Annotated in this window: 23 protein-coding genes and 15 tRNA genes; 9 read left to right on the top strand and 29 right to left on the bottom strand. The window is 39.3% G+C overall.

The window, feature by feature from the left end; translation table 11 throughout:
* The first annotated feature begins 31 nt into the window (after nt 1–31).
* The 3 genes from ACERJO_RS10910 (at nt 32) to ACERJO_RS10900 (ending at nt 2,432) form a co-directional block, all read left to right on the top strand.
* Nucleotides 32–655: a TetR/AcrR family transcriptional regulator gene (locus ACERJO_RS10910; protein WP_373647443.1), complete on the top strand. Its 624-nt coding sequence runs from the start codon at nt 32–34 to the stop codon at nt 653–655.
* Nucleotides 656–817: 162 nt separating this feature from the next.
* Entirely contained in the window at nt 818–1,771 is a 954-nt protein-coding gene (locus ACERJO_RS10905) for an alpha/beta fold hydrolase (RefSeq protein WP_373647442.1), read from the top strand.
* A 61-nt stretch (nt 1,772–1,832) separates the two neighbouring features.
* The gene (locus tag ACERJO_RS10900; RefSeq protein ID WP_373647441.1) at nt 1,833–2,432 is read left to right on the top strand and encodes a class I SAM-dependent methyltransferase; all 600 of its coding nucleotides are present in this window, start codon (nt 1,833–1,835) and stop codon (nt 2,430–2,432) included.
* Between the two features lie 242 nt (nt 2,433–2,674).
* Here the strand turns inward: ACERJO_RS10900 and ACERJO_RS10895 are convergent, their stop codons facing one another.
* Nucleotides 2,675–5,233: a vitamin B12-dependent ribonucleotide reductase gene (locus ACERJO_RS10895; RefSeq protein ID WP_373647440.1), complete on the bottom strand. Its 2,559-nt coding sequence runs from the start codon at nt 5,231–5,233 to the stop codon at nt 2,675–2,677.
* A gap of 399 nt (nt 5,234–5,632) precedes the next feature.
* Here ACERJO_RS10895 and dat point away from each other — a divergent pair, with 399 nt between their 5' ends.
* Nucleotides 5,633–6,454, top strand: a complete 822-nt coding sequence (gene dat / locus ACERJO_RS10890; protein WP_373647439.1) for a D-amino-acid transaminase — start codon at nt 5,633–5,635, stop codon at nt 6,452–6,454.
* A gap of 421 nt (nt 6,455–6,875) precedes the next feature.
* Here dat and ACERJO_RS10885 read toward each other — a convergent pair whose 3' ends face one another.
* Nucleotides 6,876–7,712, bottom strand: coding sequence for a lipoate--protein ligase family protein (locus ACERJO_RS10885; protein ID WP_373647481.1), 837 nt, complete (start codon nt 7,710–7,712; stop codon nt 6,876–6,878).
* Nucleotides 7,713–7,918: 206 nt separating this feature from the next.
* Here ACERJO_RS10885 and ACERJO_RS10880 point away from each other — a divergent pair, with 206 nt between their 5' ends.
* On the top strand, nt 7,919–8,305 hold the full coding sequence (locus tag ACERJO_RS10880; protein WP_373647438.1) for a rhodanese-like domain-containing protein: 387 nt from the start codon (nt 7,919–7,921) through the stop codon (nt 8,303–8,305).
* 28 nt (nt 8,306–8,333) lie between these two features.
* Here the strand turns inward: ACERJO_RS10880 and ACERJO_RS10875 are convergent, their stop codons facing one another.
* Nucleotides 8,334–9,338, bottom strand: coding sequence for an LCP family protein (locus tag ACERJO_RS10875; RefSeq protein WP_373647437.1), 1,005 nt, complete (start codon nt 9,336–9,338; stop codon nt 8,334–8,336).
* A gap of 193 nt (nt 9,339–9,531) precedes the next feature.
* Between ACERJO_RS10875 and ACERJO_RS10870 the strand changes: the two genes are divergently transcribed.
* Together ACERJO_RS10870 and ACERJO_RS10865 are read left to right on the top strand one after the other, a co-directional pair.
* Complete coding sequence (locus ACERJO_RS10870) at nt 9,532–11,205, top strand: DEAD/DEAH box helicase (protein ID WP_373647436.1); 1,674 nt, start codon at nt 9,532–9,534, stop codon at nt 11,203–11,205.
* On the top strand, nt 11,183–11,977 hold the full coding sequence (locus tag ACERJO_RS10865; protein ID WP_373647435.1) for a YqhG family protein: 795 nt from the start codon (nt 11,183–11,185) through the stop codon (nt 11,975–11,977). The genes ACERJO_RS10870 and ACERJO_RS10865 overlap by 23 nt, the downstream gene beginning before the upstream one ends.
* A 419-nt stretch (nt 11,978–12,396) precedes the next feature.
* On the opposite strand, the gene ACERJO_RS10860 is transcribed toward ACERJO_RS10865, so the two are convergent.
* Complete coding sequence (locus ACERJO_RS10860; protein WP_247106076.1) at nt 12,397–12,579, bottom strand: DUF2759 family protein; 183 nt, start codon at nt 12,577–12,579, stop codon at nt 12,397–12,399.
* Between the two features lie 224 nt (nt 12,580–12,803).
* On the opposite strand from ACERJO_RS10860, the gene ACERJO_RS10855 reads away from it, so the two are divergent.
* Nucleotides 12,804–13,439 carry an MBL fold metallo-hydrolase gene (locus tag ACERJO_RS10855; protein WP_247106077.1) on the top strand — a complete coding sequence of 212 codons (636 nt, stop codon included), beginning with the start codon at nt 12,804–12,806 and terminating at the stop codon, nt 13,437–13,439.
* A 313-nt stretch (nt 13,440–13,752) separates the two neighbouring features.
* On the opposite strand, the gene ACERJO_RS10850 is transcribed toward ACERJO_RS10855, so the two are convergent.
* The 8 genes from ACERJO_RS10850 to comGC all read right to left on the bottom strand — a co-directional run bounded on the left by ACERJO_RS10850 (nt 13,753) and on the right by comGC (nt 16,783).
* Nucleotides 13,753–13,995, bottom strand: a complete 243-nt coding sequence (locus ACERJO_RS10850; RefSeq protein ID WP_035345981.1) for a DUF2626 domain-containing protein — start codon at nt 13,993–13,995, stop codon at nt 13,753–13,755.
* A 195-nt stretch (nt 13,996–14,190) separates the two neighbouring features.
* The gene (locus tag ACERJO_RS10845; RefSeq protein ID WP_247106078.1) at nt 14,191–14,379 is read right to left on the bottom strand and encodes a YqzE family protein; all 189 of its coding nucleotides are present in this window, start codon (nt 14,377–14,379) and stop codon (nt 14,191–14,193) included.
* A 40-nt stretch (nt 14,380–14,419) separates the two neighbouring features.
* Nucleotides 14,420–14,926, bottom strand: a complete 507-nt coding sequence (locus tag ACERJO_RS10840; RefSeq protein WP_373647434.1) for a shikimate kinase — start codon at nt 14,924–14,926, stop codon at nt 14,420–14,422.
* Nucleotides 14,916–15,308, bottom strand: coding sequence for a competence type IV pilus minor pilin ComGG (gene comGG, locus ACERJO_RS10835; protein ID WP_373647433.1), 393 nt, complete (start codon nt 15,306–15,308; stop codon nt 14,916–14,918). The genes ACERJO_RS10840 and comGG overlap by 11 nt, the downstream gene beginning before the upstream one ends.
* A 1-nt stretch (nt 15,309) precedes the next feature.
* The gene (gene comGF, locus ACERJO_RS10830) at nt 15,310–15,759 is read right to left on the bottom strand and encodes a competence type IV pilus minor pilin ComGF (RefSeq protein WP_373647432.1); all 450 of its coding nucleotides are present in this window, start codon (nt 15,757–15,759) and stop codon (nt 15,310–15,312) included.
* Complete coding sequence (locus tag ACERJO_RS10825) at nt 15,731–16,051, bottom strand: prepilin-type N-terminal cleavage/methylation domain-containing protein (protein WP_373647431.1); 321 nt, start codon at nt 16,049–16,051, stop codon at nt 15,731–15,733. Before ACERJO_RS10825 ends, comGF begins: the two co-directional genes overlap by 29 nt.
* On the bottom strand, nt 16,038–16,472 hold the full coding sequence (comGD, locus tag ACERJO_RS10820; protein ID WP_247106083.1) for a competence type IV pilus minor pilin ComGD: 435 nt from the start codon (nt 16,470–16,472) through the stop codon (nt 16,038–16,040). The genes ACERJO_RS10825 and comGD overlap by 14 nt, the downstream gene beginning before the upstream one ends.
* Nucleotides 16,472–16,783, bottom strand: a complete 312-nt coding sequence (gene comGC, locus ACERJO_RS10815; RefSeq protein ID WP_373647430.1) for a competence type IV pilus major pilin ComGC — start codon at nt 16,781–16,783, stop codon at nt 16,472–16,474. The genes comGD and comGC overlap by 1 nt, the downstream gene beginning before the upstream one ends.
* Before the next feature lie 178 nt (nt 16,784–16,961).
* Here comGC and yidD point away from each other — a divergent pair, with 178 nt between their 5' ends.
* Nucleotides 16,962–17,189 carry a membrane protein insertion efficiency factor YidD gene (yidD, locus tag ACERJO_RS10810; protein WP_373647429.1) on the top strand — a complete coding sequence of 76 codons (228 nt, stop codon included), beginning with the start codon at nt 16,962–16,964 and terminating at the stop codon, nt 17,187–17,189.
* A 99-nt stretch (nt 17,190–17,288) separates the two neighbouring features.
* Here yidD and ACERJO_RS10805 read toward each other — a convergent pair whose 3' ends face one another.
* The 17 genes from ACERJO_RS10805 to ACERJO_RS10725 form a co-directional block, all read right to left on the bottom strand.
* Nucleotides 17,289–19,403, bottom strand: coding sequence for a heavy metal translocating P-type ATPase (locus tag ACERJO_RS10805; RefSeq protein WP_373647428.1), 2,115 nt, complete (start codon nt 19,401–19,403; stop codon nt 17,289–17,291).
* Between the two features lie 2 nt (nt 19,404–19,405).
* Nucleotides 19,406–19,762 carry an ArsR/SmtB family transcription factor gene (locus ACERJO_RS10800; protein WP_247106087.1) on the bottom strand — a complete coding sequence of 119 codons (357 nt, stop codon included), beginning with the start codon at nt 19,760–19,762 and terminating at the stop codon, nt 19,406–19,408.
* Between the two features lie 524 nt (nt 19,763–20,286).
* Nucleotides 20,287–20,368 (bottom strand) — tRNA-Leu (locus ACERJO_RS10795).
* A gap of 18 nt (nt 20,369–20,386) precedes the next feature.
* Nucleotides 20,387–20,462 (bottom strand) — tRNA-Lys (locus tag ACERJO_RS10790).
* 17 nt (nt 20,463–20,479) lie between these two features.
* Nucleotides 20,480–20,554: transfer RNA gene (locus ACERJO_RS10785), tRNA-Glu, on the bottom strand.
* A 13-nt stretch (nt 20,555–20,567) separates the two neighbouring features.
* Nucleotides 20,568–20,658 (bottom strand) — tRNA-Ser (locus ACERJO_RS10780).
* A 1-nt stretch (nt 20,659) separates the two neighbouring features.
* Nucleotides 20,660–20,734, bottom strand: a tRNA-Asn gene (locus ACERJO_RS10775).
* Nucleotide 20,735: 1 nt separating this feature from the next.
* A tRNA-Ile gene (locus ACERJO_RS10770) sits at nt 20,736–20,812 on the bottom strand.
* A 16-nt stretch (nt 20,813–20,828) separates the two neighbouring features.
* A tRNA-Gly gene (locus tag ACERJO_RS10765) sits at nt 20,829–20,899 on the bottom strand.
* A gap of 313 nt (nt 20,900–21,212) precedes the next feature.
* Nucleotides 21,213–21,284 (bottom strand) — tRNA-Gly (locus ACERJO_RS10760).
* A 4-nt stretch (nt 21,285–21,288) separates the two neighbouring features.
* Nucleotides 21,289–21,363 (bottom strand) — tRNA-Gln (locus ACERJO_RS10755).
* Nucleotides 21,364–21,371: 8 nt separating this feature from the next.
* Nucleotides 21,372–21,447: transfer RNA gene (locus tag ACERJO_RS10750), tRNA-His, on the bottom strand.
* 5 nt (nt 21,448–21,452) lie between these two features.
* A tRNA-Tyr gene (locus tag ACERJO_RS10745) sits at nt 21,453–21,537 on the bottom strand.
* A 16-nt stretch (nt 21,538–21,553) separates the two neighbouring features.
* Nucleotides 21,554–21,630 (bottom strand) — tRNA-Asp (locus tag ACERJO_RS10740).
* 8 nt (nt 21,631–21,638) lie between these two features.
* Nucleotides 21,639–21,712 (bottom strand) — tRNA-Met (locus ACERJO_RS10735).
* A gap of 419 nt (nt 21,713–22,131) precedes the next feature.
* Nucleotides 22,132–22,224 (bottom strand) — tRNA-Ser (locus ACERJO_RS10730).
* Between the two features lie 9 nt (nt 22,225–22,233).
* Nucleotides 22,234–22,309: transfer RNA gene (locus ACERJO_RS10725), tRNA-Ala, on the bottom strand.
* Nucleotides 22,310–22,370: the final 61 nt, after the last annotated feature.

The following is a 22,370-nucleotide window of genomic DNA, read 5'->3' as shown; positions in this document are numbered from 1 at the left end:
AGGTAAGTAAAAAATCACAGAGGTGGTTATCATGCAATTAAAAATCTTGAATCTAGAACCTAAAAGGAGGGACGACATTTTAAATGCTGCACTAAAGGAATTTTCTATGAAGGGATTTGAGGATGCCTCGACAAATATTATTGCAAAAGAGGCTAGTATTTCAAAAGGGCTACTGTTCCACTATATAAATAGTAAAAAGGATCTTTTTCTATTCCTTTATGATTACTGCACTGACAAGATTAATAAAAAATATATTGATGTAATGAACTTTAATGAAAAAGATATTTTTGAAAGGCTTCGACAATCATATATACTCCAGATTGAGTTACTACAACAGTATCCTTGGATATTTGACTTTATTAAAATGACTAACATGACGAATTCCGATGAAATCAATAAAAAGCTAGAAGAAAGAGAGAATGAAAAGCTATCACGATGCCATAAGGAAATGTTTGAAATTGTTGATGAAACTAAATTCAGAGAAGGACTGAACCTTGAAAGATGCAAACAGCTTATTTTTTGGGCGAATGTTGGTTTTACAAATCAGATACTGGAAGATATTCGCAACTCAGAAATGACTGAATTAGATTATGACAAAGTGCTTACAGATCTAGATGGTTATCTTAATGAACTCAAGGAAATCTTTTATAAATGAATGTATCCCTGCTACTCAACTACTAATCGGGAAAGGAGTAACTATGTGTTCCCATAAAATAAGAACTTAAACTTTCTCTATGTTAGCCAATTAATGGTAACAGGCTCTTTTGAATTAGCATTCTACGGATACATGAAAATTAGAACTAATAGGGGGTTTCCAATGATCATTCATACAAAAAAGCAGCAAGTTGATAAGCCTGGTTCTTTAGACAGTGAACCACCAATGGGAAGCTGTTACAATGTTGAAGGACGTCGTGTGTTACTTGATCGTTTGGGGTCTGGAAGTCCAACAGTCGTATTCATACCAGCTGCTGGGATGATCGGACTTGATTACCTAAATATTCATCAGAAAATTAGTCAGTGTGCGACGTCCGTGATCTATGATCGATCAGGGACAGGCTGGAGCGATTACGTTAAGCTTCCTCGAAGTGCCCTTGAGGTTACCGATGAATTGCGGAATGTATTGAACACTGCTGGTGTTCCGGCCCCCTATCTGTTCGTTGGTCACTCGTTAGGTGGGATTTACGCACAGCAGTATGCACAACGATTTCCAGATGAGGTAGCCGGGATGATTTTGTTGGAACCGCCTCACGAGGACTTTCTCACGAATACACCAAAATTTAAAAAGCGTTACCTTCTCCAGCAGTGTTTTACTATCCTTCGGGCACTTTTAACTTACAAGAAATCCTTTCGTATTTTGTTTAATCAAATGTTTGCATCTTGGCCTGATGAAATCCGTGAATCACTAATTGACTATCATCTCAAAACGCTCTCAAAAACGTTGACAGAAAGAAAAAACTTAAACAGTGAACTCTATGAAGAGATACATAAAGGAGGAAACTTGCCGGATATCCCATTGATTGTATTTACAGCGATGGGAATTGACCCATTTATGACTCCGATCACGAGTGAATCATTTCTGCGTGATACACTTGATCCATTCAACAATATTAAACATACTGTTTACACAAAATTAGCAAATTCTGTTCCGCGTGGAGAACATCGTATCCTTAACAATGCTGGACATACCACGATTCATACTGACTGTCCAGATGAGCTGGTCGAAGCGATCAGGCATTTAATTAATACACATGAAGAAGGTACATCTGAATAGAGAATTATGATGGATCATCTAGGTCTTAAAATTGATCTAAATGGCGGAATAGAGGGATGATATGGCTCGTCAATCATTAATTCAAAAATTTGATAAGCAAGCAAAGAAATATAATAAAAGACGAAAAAATAATCATGGTTATAAGTTTCGTCAACAAATTTTTCAGGAAGCTGAAGGAAAAGTATTAGAAGTTTCAATTGGTTCTGGACTTAATTTCCCCTTCTATAATAGAAATATTCAATTGACAGGAATCGACTTTAGCCATGAAATGCTAAAAACAGCACGAAATGCTGCAAAAAATTATCCTTTTAAAACAACATTTATACAACACGATGTTGAATCTGTTGAGCTAAGCACAAACAGCTTTGATACTATCATATCATCTGCAAGTTTATGTGCTTATCAAGACCCTATACATGTTCTAAATAACTTTCAAAAGTGGTGTAAGCCAGAAGGGAAAATTCTTATGTTAGAGCATGGAATTTGCACAAGCAAAACTGTCGGATGGTTGCAAAAACTCTTGAATCCACTAATGCTCAAGCTTACAGGGTGTCACCAGGACAGAAACATTACTGACATCGTTAAAAAATCTAATTTAAAAATCACTCGGGAAGAACGTCACTTGGGAGGTTATTTATATCTGATATGGGCTAAACCATAAGCATTACATTCTATTTAAAATTTTTGGCTATTCTTTTAATTGATAAGCGCAACGATTGGGGAAACTAAATGTAAAAGAAATCCATACCAAGATTGCGCTTAGTATCTTCCAACCTCCAATTTTCTGAAAAAAACAAAAAACAACCACTTTAGTAAAGAATACGAAAGAGGTTGTTTTTATCAGACTTTGTTTCGAATTAGCAAACTTTAATTCAAAACTACAATTAACGACTTATTCTTAACCTACAAGCCACACTTCAATTGAGCACCGCAGCTTGTACACGTATTACAACCACCGATATCCTCAACCTGTCCTTCACGACAAACAGGACATGTATTACCTACTTCAGACCCATATGTGACATTCGTTGAACGAACTTCACTTATCGTGTTTACTAGTACGACTTTATTTTCTCTTTTTTCTTCTGCTTCTTCGGTTACATCATCAAATGTATTTTCCTCAGCCTTTAACGAAAGAACTTGTGTATCACGGCTACCATCGACATAAACCGTTCCACCTTTTGCCCCTCCACTATATAAGCGCTCATAAACACCTTGAACTTGCTCGACTGAATAACCACGAGGTGCGTTCACAGTTTTCGATAAGGAGCTATCTACCCAACGCTGAATGATACATTGGACATCTGCATGTGCTTCAGGTGATAATTCCATCGTCGAGACGAACCAATCAGGTAGCTTATTCGGATCCGCTTCAGGGTTAGCGCGTAAATATTCTTCAACAATCTCAGCCTTCACTTCGATAAATTTCCCAAGTCGTCCACTACGGAAATAGGAGAAAGAGAAATACGGTTCAAGTCCCGTTGACACTCCAACCATCGTACCTGTACTTCCTGTAGGGGCAACTGTTAATAAGTGTGAGTTTCGAATGCCATGCTCTACTACACCTTGGCGAATATCCTCAGGCATTTCCTTCATGTATCCAGTTTCAATAAATGCTTGTCGAAGCTGCTTCGTTTCCTCATCCGTTTCTCCAACTAAGAATGGGAAGCTTCCTTTTTCTTTTGCTAGCTCAATACTTGTACGATAAGCCGTCGTCGCAATCGTTTCAAAGATTTGATCAACTAGCTCATTCCCTTCTTGTGATCCATATACAGTTTCACAATAAATAAGAAGATCATGAAGCCCCATTACACCAAGACCAACACGACGTTCGCCTTTCGCTTGCTTCGTGTTCTCCTCTAAAAAATAAGGTGTCGCATCAATGACGTTATCCTGCATCCGAACACCAACTTGTACCGTTTCTTTCAGCTTTGTAAAATCAACTATTTTCGTCTCTCTATTGGCCATTTCAGCTAAGTTAATCGCAGCTAAATTACAAACAGAAAACGGAGCTAAAGGCTGCTCACCGCACGGATTCGTTGCTACGACCTTTTGGCCATATGCCTTCGCATTTGTTTTATCGTTGGCATTATCAATGAAGAAGATACCAGGTTCAGCACTATACGTTGCACAAATATTAATTAGCTTCCAAAGCTCCTTGGCGCGAATGACACGATATGTACGCACACCATAACCAAGCGCTTCCCACTCTCTTACATCTCCAATATCATGCCACTTCTCATTATAGTCCGCCATTTCAGCTTCTGAATAATTTTCCACATCAGGGAACCTCAAAGCATACTCTTCATCGTTCTCAACAGCTGACATAAATTCTTTCGTTAAACAAATCGAAATATTAGCCCCTGTTAAAAACTCAGAATTATTAACACTATATGTCCCACCTGTATGGAGTTTTTCTTCCGCTTCTTTAATCACCTTTGGATCAAAGCCACCTTGTCCATCAATCGCTTTGTAATTAACAATACCTTGATACATCGCTTCTTCTACTTCCGATAAAGGAGTGAACTTCAGTTTATCCTTAACTAGCTTTTGAATAAACAGATCTTCAGAGTTCTCAAGTAAGAAACGTAGAATACGTGGGTTTTGCATTTTAGAAATAATAAATTCCATAATGTCTGGGTGCCAGTCAGATAGCATAATCATTTGTGCTCCACGGCGAGAGCCACCTTGCTCGACTAAATGAGTTAATTTCGCAATATCGTCTAACCAAGATACAGATCCTGATGATTTCCCATTCACACCACGAGCTAACGTGTTACGAGGGCGTAATGTTGAACCATTTGTTCCAACACCACCACCACGACTCATTATTTCCATCACTTGCTTACGATGCTCAGAAATCCCTTCACGAGAATCCTTCACATACGGCATCACATAACAATTGAAATATGTGACATCTGTTTCAGCACCAGCACCGTACAACACACGTCCAGCAGGGATAAAATTAAGATCAACAAGCTGCTCGTAGAAACGATCAAATGACTGTTGCTGCTTCTCTTCTGTCACCTCAACAGAAGCTAAGCCTGTCGCATTACGCTTAGCAATTTGCTCATAATAAATTTCAAGTGGCTTTTCAACTGTATCAAGTGAGCGATATACGATACCTGATTCCGCTTCTTCTCCTTCTAATACACCACGAAACTCTTCATCAACTAACACCTTTGCTTGATTATTCACACGGTCTAACTCAAGGATAAAGCCATATCCTCTAGCAGGAAATTTCGGATCATCTTTTATCGTTAAGACAACAAAGTCCCCATCTTTTAATGTCTTTTTTTCTGTATCCTTAAATGTATATCGATCGAGCATAACGAGACGAGAAACACCCTTCTTCGTCATCGTCATATCTTCCGTAATCGGATGTACTTGCGGGAACAACTCAATATCCTCATTTAAGCGCTCAATATTAAGACGCATTACATTCGACATTGTCATAGCCATTCGCTTTTCCTCTCCTTCACATTCTAAAAAATAGATTCCAATTTTTATTCTTCGGTTAGCTTACCACATGTTACCTACTTTTATCAATATATTGTGTTCATAAATCTAACTTATACACCATATATAGTTACAAGGATCATTTTTAAAATTATTTGTCAACTTCAAAATTGCTAATTAGAAAGAGAACAAGGAAGATTTCAAGTAATTACTAAAGAAATTTGACGAAATTCGCCCCGATTTATTTGTTGCAAGATTTCAAATTTGCGCAACTCCAGTCCTATCACTCTCTTCATTCATCATCATTTTTAAATTGACAAAAAAAATTTTTTTTGTTCTCATTAAATGAAGATCACTAGTAATCTATTTCTAACCAATTTATCATTTTTATGGAGGTGTCCAATGGAGTATATAGCATTCAATCAGACCATGATAAAAAAAGAAGAACTGAGTATCCCTTTTGACGATCGGGGTTATTACTTTGGAGATGGTATTTATGAAGTTATTCGATTGTATAATGGAAAACCATTTGCCCTTGACGATCACTTGACACGATTAATAGAAAGTGCCGAAAAGCTTGATTTACCTACTCAGCAACGTGACTCAATTAAACAAACCATTTTAACACTTATTGAAAAAAACAAACCGATTGACGGCAGCATTTATATACAAATAACCCGTGGAAGTGAACCGCGAAATCACCTGTATTCTCGTGAAACCAAACCTACTGTTCTAGGTTTCATTCAGCCTCTTCCATCTAAAACTAAATCTGAGGCGAGGGTTTGGTTAGAGCCCGACATTCGCTGGTTACGTTGTGACATTAAATCAATAAATTTATTAGGAAATGTACTAGCAAAACGTAAAGCTGCAGACCACGGTTGTGATGAGGCGATTCTCCATCGCGACACGGTTTTAACAGAGGGGTCTTCTTCAAATGTTTTCTTAGTAAAAGATCAAGTGCTTTATACACACCCAGCTACAAACCTAATCCTAAATGGCATAACCCGTCAAATTATCATTCGCTTAGCAAAAGAACATGGATTAGACGTTATAGAAGAGCCATTCCCTTATGAAGTGTTAGAACATGCCGATGAAGCATTCCTTACTAGTACAATGGTAGAGGTCATGCCTATTACGGAAATAGAAGGAGAAATGAACGTAACGTTACCTATTGGCTCAATCACCAAGAAGTTACAAATGCTATTTAAAGAACAAGTACACTAAGAAAAACTGCGAAGCAGGAGGCCACTGAAAAAGTTTGGTTTTAACTTTTTCAGTGGCTTTGAAGTAATGTGCGTAGCCGTTGCCCGATTTTGAAAGCCTTGCAATGAGTGGGTTTCTCATAGCAAGGCGCGCAACGAGCGGAGCCATTACTCTTCCTTGAGTTACTAGAAAGGACTTTTTCAGTGACCTCCGAAGCAGTCTTTTCTTAGTTGCGTCGTGCGCAGTCGTTACTAATAGGGCTTGCGTTATCTGAAAATGCCCTTCTTGCACAGTAACGTGTCGTACGAACGAAGACGAGGCCCTCGAAGCGACTTACATTCATCTTGATTAAACTTCTTAGAATTTTCACTTTCTTATCCTTAAATAAATTAACGCGCGCATGAAGGAATTGTCAAACTTCCTGCGCACGTTCGTCAATTATTCACTTCCTATAATTCCACTCATCACGCTCGTAGCGGCTAGAAGCAATTTCTTGCACGACTGCTTCCTCCTCTTCTGTTAACGTATAAGGTTCAAGTTTAATATTTAATCCTTTTTCAAAGCCTCTTCTAAATGCCTCCTTTGCTTCATCTAACGTAATCGCTGTTTCCTTTAAGGCATTAATCGCAACAGCTTTATTTTTAAAATTCCGCTGCATCCGTTCGCGGACACGATCACTAGAATACAAAAAGAGATCGAACAGCTTGTCTTCATCGATATCCAATATGATGGAACCGTGCTGCAAGATGACGCCCTTTTGTCTCGTTTGGGCACTTCCCGCAACTTTACGTCCTTCGACGACAAGCTCATACCAAGATGGTGCATCAAAGCAAACAGCTGAGCGCGGGTTTTTTAACGCTTGTTTTTCCTCTTCTGTACGTGGAATAGCAAAATAAGCATCAAGTCCTACATGCTTAAATCCTTCTAATATCCCCGCAGAGATGATACGATATGCTTCTGTAACAGACTCTGGCATCTCTGGATGCTCTTCCGCTACAATGACGCTATACGTTAGCTCCTGATCGTGTAGAACTCCACGACCACCTGTTGGCCTTCTCACAAATCCTAAACCATATTCCTTCACTTTTGCTAGGTTGATCTCTTTTTCTACTTTTTGAAAATAACCAATCGACAACGTCGCAGGATTCCAGCCATAGAAGCGGATCGTCGGGGGGATGATTCCTTTACTATGCCACTCTAATAAAGCTTCATCTAATGCCATATTATATGCGGGGCTACGATAACCCGAATCAATAAATCTCCATGTTTCTGTCATGATACATCTCTTCTTTCCTTATTAAGCTGCTTCATATTCTATCAAAGCTTAAGGAAAATTGCTATGTACACAGCTTCATGTAACTGTCACATTTGACCAACCATCTAACATAAACGAACATTGCGTAATAGGACATAGGTCGATATAATATAAAAGAGTTTATATCTGCACGATTGAAAACTAGCAGGCAAAAGGAGTGTCATCTTTCAATGGATTTTATTTTATTCATTATTCTAGTTATTCTACTCGGTTTAACGATTTATTTCCGCTTTTTTCACACACCCAAATATTTAACACCACTTACGCAAGAAGATTTCATTAAAGGCTACAGAAAAGCTCAATTAATTGATGTCCGTGAACCACGAGAATTCGACGGGGGTCATATTCTTGGAGCAAGAAACATACCGATGTCCCAGCTTCGTCAACGTTTAAATGAAATTCGTAAAGATCAGCCTGTCTATTTATACTGTCAATCTGGAGCTCGTTGCAAACAAGCGGCACAAACATTAAAGAAGAAACACGGAGTGGAAAGCTTATACCATTTAAAGGGTGGCTTCAAAAAGTGGAGTGGAAAGATCAAAAAGAAACAACGTTAAGATGTACATCTTAACGTTGTTTCTTTTATCATTGATAAACCTGCTCCTGTTGCTGAGCATCCTCTGTAGGATCAATAGTGGAAGGAAGTTCTTTCCCTAGAAACTCAGCAATTGCTTGTCGGTTTTTTTCAAAATCAGGCTCTAAGACTAAACCTGCATGACTATAATGGTTATCTACATACGTATCATCTAATGGAATGCGCAACGTTTCAATCTCATCTGGTTGATTTAAAATAACATCAGACAGCAGACCTAATATTTCACGATTTCTTAAATTTGTTTGAATGTATGGCTGAACCGTTCCAACGACACTCGGTAAATTAGCTAACCCCGTCACACTAAACACTTCTTCTTTCAAAGCTGACAATACTTGCTGCTGCCTTCGAACTCGTCCAAAATCAGCTTCTGCATCAGCACGGAATCGAGCATATCCTAGCAGCTCCTTTCCATTGAGCTGCTGTAAGCCTTGCTCCAATTCAACGCCAATTTTCTCAGACATGTCACGCTCAACATCAATTTCGACTCCTGATGGCGCAAGAGCATCAACAGCTGCTTCAAACCCATCAAAATCGACAAGAGCATAGTAATGGAGGTCTATCCCGAAGTTGTGGTCAAGTGTCTCACGTAACAATTCAGCCCCACCAAAAAAATATGCCGTATTTACTTTATAATTACGATAGCCTGGAATTTCAACGTACGTATCACGCATAATGGAAACTAATTTAGCCGTATTTTCACTTGGATCAAACTGAGCTACCATAATCGTATCAGTTCGAGCTCGATTATCTTCCACTTCATCGATTCCAAGCAATAGTATATTGACCTTACCTAGATCATTCGGGACTGCACTGTTAAATTCCTCTGGTTCACGATCTTCTGTTAATCCAAGTTCAGCCTCGCTTGCTTTCATACTACGATAATATTCAATATAAACATAGCTAGCCACACTAAGGAAAATAAGAATCATCACGATAAATGTGCGAACAAACCATCTATTTCTTTTTTTTGTCTTTCGAACGTCTCTCCTCTTCATCACATTCCGTCCTTCTTATTCACATTAATTTTTTCATTCATTATTCTATCATACCATATTTTCGTCAAGATTATAGCAACAATGACAAATTACTAAGTTGCACATATAACTTATAACATTTACATATTCGTGCATACTAGTAATTATTAATTGGAACCGTTGTCACATTGTTAATAAGGAAGGATGATCGTTGATGGATATCGATATTCACTTTGATCAAAGCTGGAATCAATCATTTTTAGAACGACTGGATCAGGATGGACCTTGGTCCAATTGGGAGCTTTTTAAGCTTACATATGAGGCAGAAGAGCAGCAAATGATCCCGGAATTTAACGGTCTCGTTGCACCTAATCACCTACCACAGCTTTCCTTGTACTCTCATCAAATAGAAGTCGCCAATCGAGTTGTAGAAGAAATGAACGGAAAAGCGATTCTCGCAGACGAAGTCGGTTTAGGGAAAACAATCGAAGCAGGACTTATTTTAAAAGAATATATGGTACGCGGACTTGTGAAAAAAGCTCTCATTCTAACACCAGCATCACTCGTATCCCAATGGGCTCTGGAATTGAATACGAAGTTTCATATACCAGCCATTGCCCAGCAAAAAAAATCCTACGTCTGGGAGCAATGTGAAGTAGTCGTCGCTTCAATCGATACGGCAAAACGTCAACCACATCACGATATCGTTTTACAACAGCCCTATGACTTGGTGATCATCGATGAAGCTCATAAACTAAAAAATCCAAAAACGAAAAATTATGAGTTTGTCAAACGATTAAAGAAGAAATTCTGTCTATTATTAACCGCTACGCCCGTCCAAAATAAGCTAGAAGAAATATTCAATCTTGTTTCTCTACTAAAACCTGGTCACTTAGGAGCGAGCTCTTCATTCGAAAAGGAATTTCGTTCTTCGAAACGGTCTCCTAGGAACGAGGAAAAATTGAAGGAATTAGTCAATAAAGTGATGGTAAGGAATCGCCGAGAAGAGACTGGTATTGAATGGACGAAACGCATTGTTGAAACAGTCGATATTGAATTTAGTCCTTCAGAAAGAGAATTCTATAATCGCATTGAACAACTATCTGGCGAAATCAATCATTTCGGACTAATGACTTTAAAGAGGGAATTATGTAGTAGTAGAGAAGCCGCTTTTATGACTCTTAAAAACATGGTTGATCGAGCCGAAGCCGATGGGAATGATGCACACATTGCCAATATCCTCTTACAAGAAATCGGTCAAGTAGATGGTCATGCAAAAGCTGAAAAAGCGTTAGAAATCATTCAGTCGATTAATGGTAAGGTTATTATCTTCACTGAATACCGTGCGACTCAGCTTTATTTACAATGGTTTCTTAAACAAAATGGTATTTCCTCCGTTCCTTTCCGTGGGGGCTTTAAACGTGGTAAGAAAGATTGGATGAAGCAGCTTTTCCAACAACATGCTCAAGTCTTAATCGCAACCGAAGCTGGCGGCGAAGGGATTAACCTACAGTTTTGTAGCCATATGATTAATTATGACTTACCTTGGAATCCGATGCGAATTGAACAGCGAATTGGACGAATCCATCGCTTAGGTCAACAGGAGGATGTTCACATCTACAACTTTGCAGTTAAAGAAACGGTTGAACAACATATTTTGAAGCTATTATACGAAAAAATCCATTTGTTCGAAGCTGTCATCGGCGAATTAGATGCGATCTTAACGAAAATTGATTTAAACGGAGTTGAAGACCACGTCCAAGACATTTTGCTTTCCTCTGAAAGTGAGGGTGAAATGCGGATTAAATTTGACCACTTAGCAGCTATTATGAACGAAGCTAATGATGATAAGGAGGATGATATGAATGCAACAGCCTCAAGTTCATAGTTTTCTCGAACGATTCTTTCAAGCAAATGATAGCGACCTTATTGAAAATGAGAGAAGCTATTTGACTGTTCAGCTTTCTATCGATCTTGATAAACGTTTAATGAACCGCCCTTTTTATTGGCACTATTTAGAAAAAACAGGTGGAGCACCACAACCAATGCAAGTAACTTTCATTACAGATCCAGCAAATGCACCAGATCATCTCAAAGGTGAGCCTGTCTACTTTGGTTCACCTAGACTTAGACAAATATTCACAGCGACGAGAGAGTTAGGTGGGTTCATTCGCTTATACGAGCAAACGGCTCTACAATCTCAGAAATCTAACCCTCTTCACCCCTGGTTATGTCTAAATGCAAAAATCTCATTCCAATGTGATCGAAAAAAGGATGTGTTTTTATCACTCGGATTAAATCTGATTCATGGGCAGATCGTACCGAACTTTTTTGAGCAATTACAACAAAAAACGTTAACTCCGACAATCCCTGACTACTGTTTCACGTTAACACCGCTTATTAAACCCAAAAGTGGTCTAGTTCGTATCCAAAAGATGGTCCAAACCTTTATTGACAATGAAGATGATACATGGGCAAGGGAGGCATTGGAGCGTTGGGATAAGGACCTCGCTTTATTAGAAGCCTTTTATGAAGATTATATCGAAAAACCCGAAGCATACGAAATTGAACGAAAAGCACTGGAAGAACAATACAAACCAACTGTCAACATCTCGATTATTAACGGAGGAATGTTTTACTTAAATCAACAAGTGTTCTAAGAAAAACGCTATCGCGTTTTTACTTAAGCGTTGGCGGAGCCGTTACAACGCTTTTAAGTTTTTTTGAAAGTGGGATTCTTTCATAAAAACGTGTAACGAACGAGGCCAGCGCCACCCATGAATTCTCCTACATCTTCCTCGATTCTTCCCTAACTTACATTGCGACATTTATATTCTATAATATAGGGAATCACTTATAAATTCTGGTTATGTAAAAGAAACTGAGCAGCAGTCATTTTTTAATTATGCCTTCTGAAGTCGTCACAAGGGCTTTAGGTTGGGTGAGCAGACGTACCACAAATTCACTTCCCCTCACCTTCATAAATTAGATTTTCTCTCTTCTTACATAAAAAATGTCATTAATTTAAATGAGAAACAAAAAAGTGAGCCAAGAATATAATCCTGACTCACTCAACTCACTATTGTGGAACGCCTCCACCTGTACGGATGAATTCAACGATTGTGGCAATCGCAAACCATCCAAACACGACAAACGAAATACCTGCAAATCCAACCGCAAAGAAGTTCGCTCTTCGCATCTCACGGAAAATAGCTATAGCACATAGTACAGCTATTATTAAAAATGTAATCGACAAGAACAACGCATTTCCCTCCTTATGTAATTCCCACGCCAAATCTCACTAGTTTCATTATAGATCTAAACTTCATCCATACTACTGTCATATTTGACAAAACTAGTACAACTTGACTTTTCCATTTTAGCTTGAACCATTTACGTCTATTTTACTCTTTATTTAAACGTTTGTCGAGATACTAGTTAATCATGTATGATAATAACAGTATAAAATTGGAGGGAATTGAACTGATGAAATGGACACAACTACCACTAGGCCCACTTCAAACTAATGCCTATGTGATTCAAAATGAACAAAAAGAAGCAATCATTGTCGACCCAGGTGGCAATGGTACACAATTAATCAACTGGCTTCATCAACAAGAATTACGTCCACTAGCGATTCTATTAACACATGCTCACTTTGACCATATTGGTGCAGTTGATGATGTCCGACAAGCATTCTCATGCCCTGTTTACCTTCATAAACAAGAAGCAGAATGGTTAGGCGATTCAACATTAAATGGCTCTAGTCGTTTCATGGGAGATGACGCTATTATCATTAAAGAAGCAGATCACTTAATCGCAGCAGAAGAACCATTAACGATCGGTTCATTTACATTTACATTATATGAAACACCAGGTCACTCCCCAGGAAGTGTATCTTATTATTTAAAGGATCAGTCAATTATTTTTTCAGGTGATGTCTTATTTCAACAAAGCATCGGCCGAACTGACCTACCTGGAGGAAATCACGAGCAGCTATTACAAAGCATTCATTCTAAGCTACTCGACTTACCTGAAGATACCGTAGTCGCTTGTGGACACGGTAGCCCTACAACAATTGGACAGGAAATGGATCAAAATCCATTTTTATCAGGGTTTTGATCCTGTTTTTTTAATAGTGTCAAATGTGTTTCGGTAACTTGAAGTTATCAGAAGTTGTCCTTTTTTAGTGTGCAAATAAACTGTTTTTATAAAGATTGTCGTTCTGACGATGGATTATTCTCATAGCGGAATAGAGCGGAAAGCGAGTAGGTGGAGCGCAATGGAACGAACCTGAACCTGTGACAGCCCCTTACTTTAAAGAGTCAGAAATAATGAAAGTCGGTGAAATTTTACTTATCGTAAAATTTCACCGACTTTTTCATTTCAGAGGAAGGTTGTGTCCCACCTCTTTTTTAAAAATATGTATGAACCATTAATGTCCAAAGCTTGGCACTAACAAGAATGTAGAATAAATCGTGAAGCCAACAAAGAATATTGTACAATAAGCACCGAAAATATATATATACACACGTTCTGATAAGTTCAAGTAACTTAATGCAAGTAAAGCACCTGTTTGAGCGAAGAATAATAATGCCATATTAAACATATCACCAACAAAAAACAACACAGCAAAAATCCCTGTCCAAAACGCGAGCACTCGATACATACGATCCATCATTTTCCCTCCTTCACATGCAAGTGTTCCATCCTATCTGTTAAATTGGTCACATACTAAATAATGAATACATGATCATTATATACATAGTTCGCAAACTTGTAAATGCTTCTTCCATGTCAAAACTGTGTCAACTATCATTAGACAATACCTAATACCATTTCGTTCTTACGATATCAGGTATTGTCCAAACACTTATTTATTTTTTCTCTTATTTCGAACTAATAAGGAAAAAGCCATAGGTATCATGCCAAACAAATGAAAGGACAAAGGAGGTCTGTTCATTTTTCGTTCCTCTTTCACACTCTTCCTCACTTCACTTGGCTGATCCATTTTCGTCACAACTTGCTCCGTTAAATATTTGACATAATCATTAATGGACAATATCCTTCACCTCACTACTATATAAGTAGTATGTCCATTTTTATCCCTTTCTACGCCATAATGTAATGGCTTCTACAATTTCTTCAACACTTTTTTTAGTTGTATCAATGATGACATCAGCCTCTTCGTACAAAACCATTCGAGAACGAAATAGTGCAGTAATTTTCTCCTCGTCTCGATGTTGAATGAGTGGCCTAGACGTATCATCCTCTAACCGTCTAATGATCTCTTCAATATCACAATACAAATAAACGATTTTCCCTTGTCGTTTCATCAGCTTCCTATTTTCTTCTCTCCCTACTATACCACCACCTGTTGTGATAATAAGGGAATCCGTTTTAATCGATTTTAACGCTTCTGTTTCCAAATCGCGAAAATGCGCTTCCCCTTCGTCAGCAAAAATCTCAGCTATTGATTTTTTTTCCTTATGTTCTATCCACTGATCAGTATCGATTACATCCATAGACCATTTTTCTCCTAATTTCGAACCGACAGTTGTCTTACCTGACCCCATAAACCCAGTTAAATAAATCAACTTACGCTCCACCCGTTGTTCCCTCCTCATAAATCTCTATTTGTCGTTGTTCAATATTTATATACATCCACGCACGCCTTGTTTCACCTGAATAGAGCTGTGCTACAATCATAAATTGCTGTAGATCGTCAATTTCTTCTCTAAAAGTAAGTGTAACCTCCCCATCTTCGTATGAAAAGCTTAATTTTTCATTTAATTGATGACCTTTTTCTGCTAGTATTGCTTGCACGTCTGCATAAGCCAAATGCAAAAGTGAATCTACTTTCAAATGATGAACTTGTTCTTTTAACAATTTCTTATCCATGACAAATTGATGAATTTGAAACGCAACAAAGATAACAACGAGAAAACATACCATAAGCACAATGGGATAAATAAATCCTCGTTCATTCATTTCATTCTAATACCTTTAACATCGGAATCATCGACTTTTCATACGTTCGACCATTTTCAAGCACAACTGTACAATGGACCATCGCTTTCATTTCGTCACAACGAAACATAAATACGTCCTCAAGCATCAATACATGACCTAAACCATTTACATTTCTTCTAACCCGGTTTTCATTCCACATTTGATAACGAATCACATCCTTATTCCCTTTTGTTAACACTAAATGGTCGTGACTATAATCAACTGAAATAGTCTCTCTTACATCTCGATCTAAATATTGGAAAAAGACAGTAACCTCTTGTTCTTTTACGTTTCCAGGTTTCATTTGTTCAATGACCGTAGTTAGAATTAATGGAATCATTGAAGCAATTACTAATAAAATCATCAAAACAATTAACATCTCAAATAAGGTAAAGCCTTTATTAGTGCGTAGCAACGAAGCAATGTTCATAATCCCTCCCATTTAATGCAATCCAACTTGCACAAAAGCGCACAATATGATTATCAATAAATTCGTATGTGAACAGTATATCTTCATTGACTACCGGTTCATTCATGAGCCCAGAAACACGATAATAATGCATCGACTCTTCTAATAAGAAAAGAACTTCCCTTTCCTGCTTATTCGCACTAAGTTCCTGTTGAACGATAACGATAATAGGTAAAAATGACATAACAATGATCATCAAGCAACTAAGTGCAAACATAACCTCTACAAGTGTAAGACCTTTATTGCTTAGCATATGAGATCATTCCTTTACCTAAATAAATGGTATAGCGATATGTCTGTTCACCAATAGTAACAAAGAATTGACCGGAATGTGTTGGATGCCCTGAAGGTTGAAAGGAAATCGATTGGAGTGGCAATGAACTTGAGCGGGCACTTAAATGAGGAATTGATTCACGTTGTAAAATAACTTCACTGACTGAGTATTGAACACGATACGTATTTTGGTTAAACCTCACATACGTTTGACGTCCTTGCGACATCGCTGTCTGCTGAGCAAAAAGTAAATCATCTTTTATTTGCCTGGCGATGACATCAGAATGAAAAGCATTATTGGTCATTGAAGGAAAGAGGACAAGGGGGATGGTTAATAGAAGCAATAAGATTGAAAGGGTCACTAACAATTCAATCAATGTAAATCCATTCTTAGTGGCCATTATTCAACGGATACTTTTTGTGAATTTGAGTCAATCATTAACTTTGATCCATTGGGACACTCATCTGTCTCAATATAATCACCTACTAACGGAGCCAATGAATTTAATTTCTCACCAGTCTCGACAAAATAGGCATACACTTGAGCTTGTACTAGTTTTACAGTTGCTTCACAGCTAGTCTCTTGAGCTATGTCACTATTTTTAGTAAGATTAGGAACAACTAGTACAAGCAACAAGGATATGATCATAAGCACGACTAACATTTCAACTAAGGTAAAACCTCGTTGATTCAGTCTTTTCAAATAAATCACCTCTGGATTTTAGAAATAATGTTTTTGAAGATTTCAAGTGGTAAGAGAGCTTACATGTGAGGAGTTGCAAGAGGGGGGGTGCATTCATACCTCCTTTCTTATGAGCATACTACATATATTTGACATTGATACTATTATTCCTTCTATAAAATAAAACTATTTACTAAAGGAGTTTACAATGAAGAAACTATTTATCCTCATGATTAGAGGATACCAGCGCTTTTTATCACCATTAAAGCCTCCTACTTGTCGCTTCTATCCAACTTGTTCTCACTATGGCATTGAGGCTATACAAAGATTCGGTGTACTTAAAGGAAGTTGGCTCACAATCAAAAGGATAAGCAAATGTCATCCTTTTCATCCAGGAGGCATCGACCCTGTACCAGAGAAGAAAAAAAATGAGTAGAAGTTATACAAATTAGAGTTTAAGCTTTACTCGTACTTATTCAAACGTCGGCTATGAGTGTTTCTCATAGCCGACGTTACTCAAGCCTTTTTTACATAATCACCCCTCTTTTAATCTAGCAAGTCGTAGTCCATTCATCGTGACAAGTAAAGTCGCACCAACATCAGCCACAATCGCTAACCATAAAGGGAGCCAGCCAAACATAATAAGCAATATCGCCACTAGTTTAATCGTTAATGAAAAAGCAATATTCTGTTTTATGACAGCTAACGTTTTCCGACTCATGCGGATCATATATGGGACTTTCCCAATATCATCTGCCATTAACGCAATGTCAGCCGTCTCTAGCGCTGTATCAGTACCCGCACCGCCCATGGCAATTCCAACATTTGCTGTTGCCAAAGCTGGGGCATCATTTATCCCATCACCTACCATTGCAACTCTTCCACCAGATTTCTTTAAATTTTTTACCACATGTAGCTTATCCTCTGGTAAAAGCTCAGCTTTTACTTCAATACCACCTAACTGTTTAGCAATTCCAGCAGCTGTCAAACGATGATCTCCTGTTAACATTACCATCTTTTCCAACCCTAACTGTTTAAGCTGATGCAAACTTTTTTCACTTGATTTTCGAATTTCATCTCTTACTGCAATGGCTCCAATTAGCTCATGCGCGTCAGCAACGACAACAACCGTCTTGCCTTCATGTTGTAATCGGGTGATATGATGAGAAACTCTATCTTCGTATGTTTCTTGACAATTTGCCTTTATAAATTCTACATTTCCAATCCAATAACGCTTCTCGTTAACGGTTGCCTGAATTCCTTTGCCTGTTACAGATATAAACTCACTCACATCATATTCACACTTATCATCGTTCCCAGTTTGTTCAGACTTCCTTACGATCGCTTTTGCCAATGGATGCTGCGAACCACGTTCAATCACTGCTACATGATGAAACCAATTTTCCTTTTCTTTAAAAGAGACGATGTCCGTCACTTCTGGTTGCCCTTTTGTTAATGTCCCAGTTTTGTCAAAGGCTATCGTCGTCAGAGAGCTTAACGCTTCTAAATACATCCCACCTTTAACAAGCACACCGTTACGTGCGGCCGTTCCGATTGCTGTTACAATTGAAACAGGTGTTGAAATAATCAAGGCACACGGACATGCAACGACCAATAGAGCTAATCCCCTATAGACCCACTCATTCCAGCTACCGTCGAAAAGTAATGGTGGAATAACCACAACAGTAAACGCAATGACAATGACAATCGGCGTGTAATACTTAGCAAAACGATCAACAAATGCTTGTGCGGGAGCCCGCTCTGCTTGTGCCTCTTCTACTAAATGTATGATTTTTGAAATGGTTGTATCTTCCTTTTTTTTAGTTACTTGCACTTCAATTATTCCGTTCTCATTAAATGTTCCAGCAAAGACATCATGACCAACTTCCTTCACTACAGGAATCGATTCACCCGTAATCGGTGCTTGGTTAATCGTTGATACCCCCTTGACGACGGTTCCATCAAGTGATACCTTGTCACCTGGCTTCACAAGCATTGTATCGCCAACTACGACTTCATCAACCTTCGTCTCAACCCACTCTCCACCTTTCTTAATGAAGGCTTTCTTAGGTGCCATCCCCATTAAAGACCGAATCGATTTTCGTGCTCGATCCATTGAATACATTTCTAACCATTCACTAATTGAAAAAAAGAAGACAACCGCAGCCCCTTCAGCCCACTCCCCAATAAAAACCGCTCCTATAATAGCAATGGTCATGAGCGCCTTCATATCAAATTGAAGGCCAAATATATTTTTTACCCCTTGAATAAATAAACGATAACCACCGATGACGATCGACAATGCAAATAGCAAAGTGGACCAATATGTACCCTCACTAATACCGACGTATAATGCCAAACCCACTATTAGTAGTGCGCCTGATAAAAACGTTTGTATTGCTCCTTTTTGCCTCCATAATGGAGTACGTAACAGCTCTTCATTTTCCGCTGACACTTTGAGATGATCAAACGATCCCGCTCGCTCTAATTCTTCGATTGATACGTCTCCGTGTACCGATAACTTGGCAGTCGCAAAATGAACTTTAGCCTCTTGAACACCTGGAAGGTTTCTCACGTTCTTTTCAAATTGAGCGGAGCAATCCGTACAAGATAATCCTTGTATATGAAATCGTTTTTCCTCTATTTTCATTGTTAGGCCCTTCTTTCTTTTTGATGCTCATACGCCATCACAATTAACTGCTTAATATGATCATCATCTAATGAATAAAAGACCCATTTCCCTTCTTTCCGATACTTCGCTAACCCCATATTACGTAATAACCTTAAATGATGTGAAGCCGTTGCAGTTGTCGCACCAATGATTTGTGCAACATCACATACACACAATTCTTCTTCCTCACTAAGTGCATAAGCAATTTTCATACGTGTATCATCCGCCAATGCTTTAAACATTTTCGCCATTGTCTGGATTTCATCATGAACGAGTAGTCCTTTTACCCGCTTAACTTTTGATTCATCATACGACTGAATCTCACATTGATCTGTCATGTAGTTCCCTCTTTCATTCTAATAATCATTTGATTATTAGTATAATATGCAAAAATTAAACAGTCAAATGATCATTTGACTGTTTATAGCGTTTTGACGAGATAAAATAGTCTTCAACGTACAAGAATATAGCAAGCTAATAGGTTTTCGTTGTTTTTTCTCCAAAATTAACAAAAGGTTCACTTCATTACTTAACAATTATGATGGCTCCGTTCGCTACGCTTCTTGTGGTAAGAAAACCACTCACTACAAAACTTTAAATCCACTCGCTGAGGTCGTTAAAAAGGGAATCCTCATTCCGCTATTGAGCTAAATGAGTCTAAAAGGAGCAATAAAACCCGAAATAGAGACATGAGGAACCGCATACAATACAGCAATCGACCTAGTCACCCTTTCTCCGACCAACCCTCTTCACTCCATCGGAGAGATTAAAATAGGAACCACCCACCTATAAATTCTGATTATACAAAAAAACCTCAACGGAAATCACATTCCATTAAGGCTTTTGCTTTCATTTCTTTTAATGCGGGTGAAGGGAGTCGAACCCCCACGCCCGAAGGCACTAGATCCTAAGTCTAGCGCGTCTGCCAATTCCGCCACACCCGCATATTATAAAATACAAAATGGTGAGCCATGAAGGACTCGAACCTTCGACCCTCTGATTAAAAGTCAGATGCTCTACCAACTGAGCTAATGGCTCTTACTAATATAATTAACTGGTGACCCGTACGGGATTCGAACCCGTGTTACCGCCGTGAAAGGGCGGTGTCTTAACCGCTTGACCAACGGGCCGTTCAATGTAAGATGGCGGAGAAGGAGGGATTTGAACCCTCGCGCCGCGTAAGCGACCTACACCCTTAGCAGGGGCGCCCCTTCAGCCACTTGGGTACTTCTCCATGGCTCCACAGGTAGGATTCGAACCTACGACCGATCGGTTAACAGCCGATAGCTCTACCACTGAGCTACTGTGGAATGGTGGGCCTGAGTGGACTCGAACCACCGACCTCACGCTTATCAGGCGTGCGCTCTAACCAGCTGAGCTACAGGCCCACAGTAACTTTTTCAAAGCGGGTGATGAGAATCGAACTCACGACATCAGCTTGGAAGGCTGAGGTTTTACCACTAAACTACACCCGCATGTTATTATTATGTTCTATCACTGTTTGTTCATGTCTCTCCTCTACTCGTATCGCTTCGATGTAGCTGCGTCAAGACAACTCGGGGATTGGTCAGATGAAGTTCGGCTCGTGGCTGAGGTTTTACCACTAAACTACACCCGCATGTCATTATTAGTTTTCTCCATTCATTTTTCACGTCTCTTCCAGTACTCATATTGCTATATTGGCTGTGCCGAGACAACTCTTCGCTTATTCGGATGACGCTTTACTCCTGGCTGAGATGTGCCGCTAAACTACACCCAACTAGTATACAGCTGAAATATGTTCTAAAAAGCGGAAGACGAGATTCGAACTCGCGACCCCCACCTTGGCAAGGTGGTGTTCTACCACTGAACTACTTCCGCAACATGGCTGGGCTAGCAGGATTCGAACCTACGCATGACGGAATCAAAATCCGTTGCCTTACCGCTTGGCGATAGCCCAACAATAAATGGGGCGGCTGATGGGAATTGAACCCACGAATGTCGGAATCACAATCCGATGCGTTAACCACTTCGCCACAACCGCCATAGTGGTGGAGGGGGACGGATTCGAACCGCCGAACCCTAAGGGAGCGGATTTACAGTCCGCCGCGTTTAGCCACTTCGCTACCCCTCCACAGTTTTAAGAGAAATGGCGGTCCGGACGGGACTCGAACCCGCGACCTCCTGCGTGACAGGCAGGCATTCTAACCAACTGAACTACCGGACCTTCTGGTATTGCGGGGGATGGATTTGAACCATCGACCTTCGGGTTATGAGCCCGACGAGCTACCAGACTGCTCCACCCCGCGTCGTTTCAAAGTATATGGATGATGTTTTTTCTTTGAAGAGGACATCTCCTCTTCTCGTATTCCTTTGACGCGATCATGCGTCAATGTGACTCGCTGTTTTTGCGACGAAGGTTATGCTCGTTGCTCCACACCGCGTCGTTTCAAAGTATATGGATGATGTTTTTTCTTTGAAGAGGACATCTCCTCTTCTCGTATTCCTTTGACGCGATCATGCGTCGATGTGACTCGCTGTTTTTGCGACGAAGGTTATGCTCGTTGCTCCACACCGCGTCGTTTCAAAGTATATGGATGATGTTTTTTCTTTGAAGAGGACATCTCCTCTTCTCGTATTTCTTTGACGTAATCATGCGTCGATGTGACTCGCTGTTTTTGCGACGAAGGTTATGCTCGTTGCTCCACACCGCGTCGTTTTAATCATATGGCGGAGGAAGAGGGATTCGAACCCCCGCGCGGTTTAACCCGCCTGTCGGTTTTCAAGACCGATCCCTTCAGCCGGACTTGGGTATTCCTCCGCAATAAAATGGTGGAGCCTAGCGGGATCGAACCGCTGACCTCCTGCGTGCAAAGCAGGCGCTCTCCCAGCTGAGCTAAGGCCCCTAAATAATTATTACTATTTCCTACAAATCCATTTTTCTATTAAAAAACAGCGACTTAATTA

Origin of the sequence: Halalkalibacter sp. AB-rgal2, from assembly GCF_041821005.1 — a bacterium.
Taxonomy (GTDB): domain Bacteria; phylum Bacillota; class Bacilli; order Bacillales; family Bacillaceae_D; genus Halalkalibacter.
Note: the sequence above shows the minus strand (reverse complement) of the source record. Positions and strands in the feature narration are given on the sequence as shown.

Bases quoted from the DNA above. Each gene is read 5' to 3' on its own strand.
- ACERJO_RS10875 (WP_373647437.1), bottom strand. From the start codon at position 9,338: ATGAAGAGGAGAGACGTTCGAAAGACAAAAAAAAGAAATAGATGGTTT.
- ACERJO_RS10880 (WP_373647438.1), top strand. From the start codon at position 7,919: ATGGATTTTATTTTATTCATTATTCTAGTTATTCTACTCGGTTTAACG.
- ACERJO_RS10900 (WP_373647441.1), top strand. From the start codon at position 1,833: ATGGCTCGTCAATCATTAATTCAAAAATTTGATAAGCAAGCAAAGAAA.
- ACERJO_RS10865 (WP_373647435.1), top strand. From the start codon at position 11,183: ATGCAACAGCCTCAAGTTCATAGTTTTCTCGAACGATTCTTTCAAGCA.
- ACERJO_RS10855 (WP_247106077.1), top strand. From the start codon at position 12,804: ATGAAATGGACACAACTACCACTAGGCCCACTTCAAACTAATGCCTAT.
- dat (WP_373647439.1), top strand. From the start codon at position 5,633: ATGGAGTATATAGCATTCAATCAGACCATGATAAAAAAAGAAGAACTG.
- ACERJO_RS10910 (WP_373647443.1), top strand. From the start codon at position 32: ATGCAATTAAAAATCTTGAATCTAGAACCTAAAAGGAGGGACGACATT.
- yidD (WP_373647429.1), top strand. From the start codon at position 16,962: ATGAAGAAACTATTTATCCTCATGATTAGAGGATACCAGCGCTTTTTA.
- ACERJO_RS10870 (WP_373647436.1), top strand. From the start codon at position 9,532: ATGGATATCGATATTCACTTTGATCAAAGCTGGAATCAATCATTTTTA.
- ACERJO_RS10850 (WP_035345981.1), bottom strand. From the start codon at position 13,995: ATGGATCGTATGTATCGAGTGCTCGCGTTTTGGACAGGGATTTTTGCT.
- comGG (WP_373647433.1), bottom strand. From the start codon at position 15,308: ATGAATGAACGAGGATTTATTTATCCCATTGTGCTTATGGTATGTTTT.
- comGF (WP_373647432.1), bottom strand. From the start codon at position 15,759: ATGAACATTGCTTCGTTGCTACGCACTAATAAAGGCTTTACCTTATTT.
- ACERJO_RS10825 (WP_373647431.1), bottom strand. From the start codon at position 16,051: ATGCTAAGCAATAAAGGTCTTACACTTGTAGAGGTTATGTTTGCACTT.
- ACERJO_RS10895 (WP_373647440.1), bottom strand. From the start codon at position 5,233: ATGGCTATGACAATGTCGAATGTAATGCGTCTTAATATTGAGCGCTTA.
- ACERJO_RS10800 (WP_247106087.1), bottom strand. From the start codon at position 19,762: ATGACAGATCAATGTGAGATTCAGTCGTATGATGAATCAAAAGTTAAG.
- comGD (WP_247106083.1), bottom strand. From the start codon at position 16,472: ATGGCCACTAAGAATGGATTTACATTGATTGAATTGTTAGTGACCCTT.
- ACERJO_RS10905 (WP_373647442.1), top strand. From the start codon at position 818: ATGATCATTCATACAAAAAAGCAGCAAGTTGATAAGCCTGGTTCTTTA.
- ACERJO_RS10805 (WP_373647428.1), bottom strand. From the start codon at position 19,403: ATGAAAATAGAGGAAAAACGATTTCATATACAAGGATTATCTTGTACG.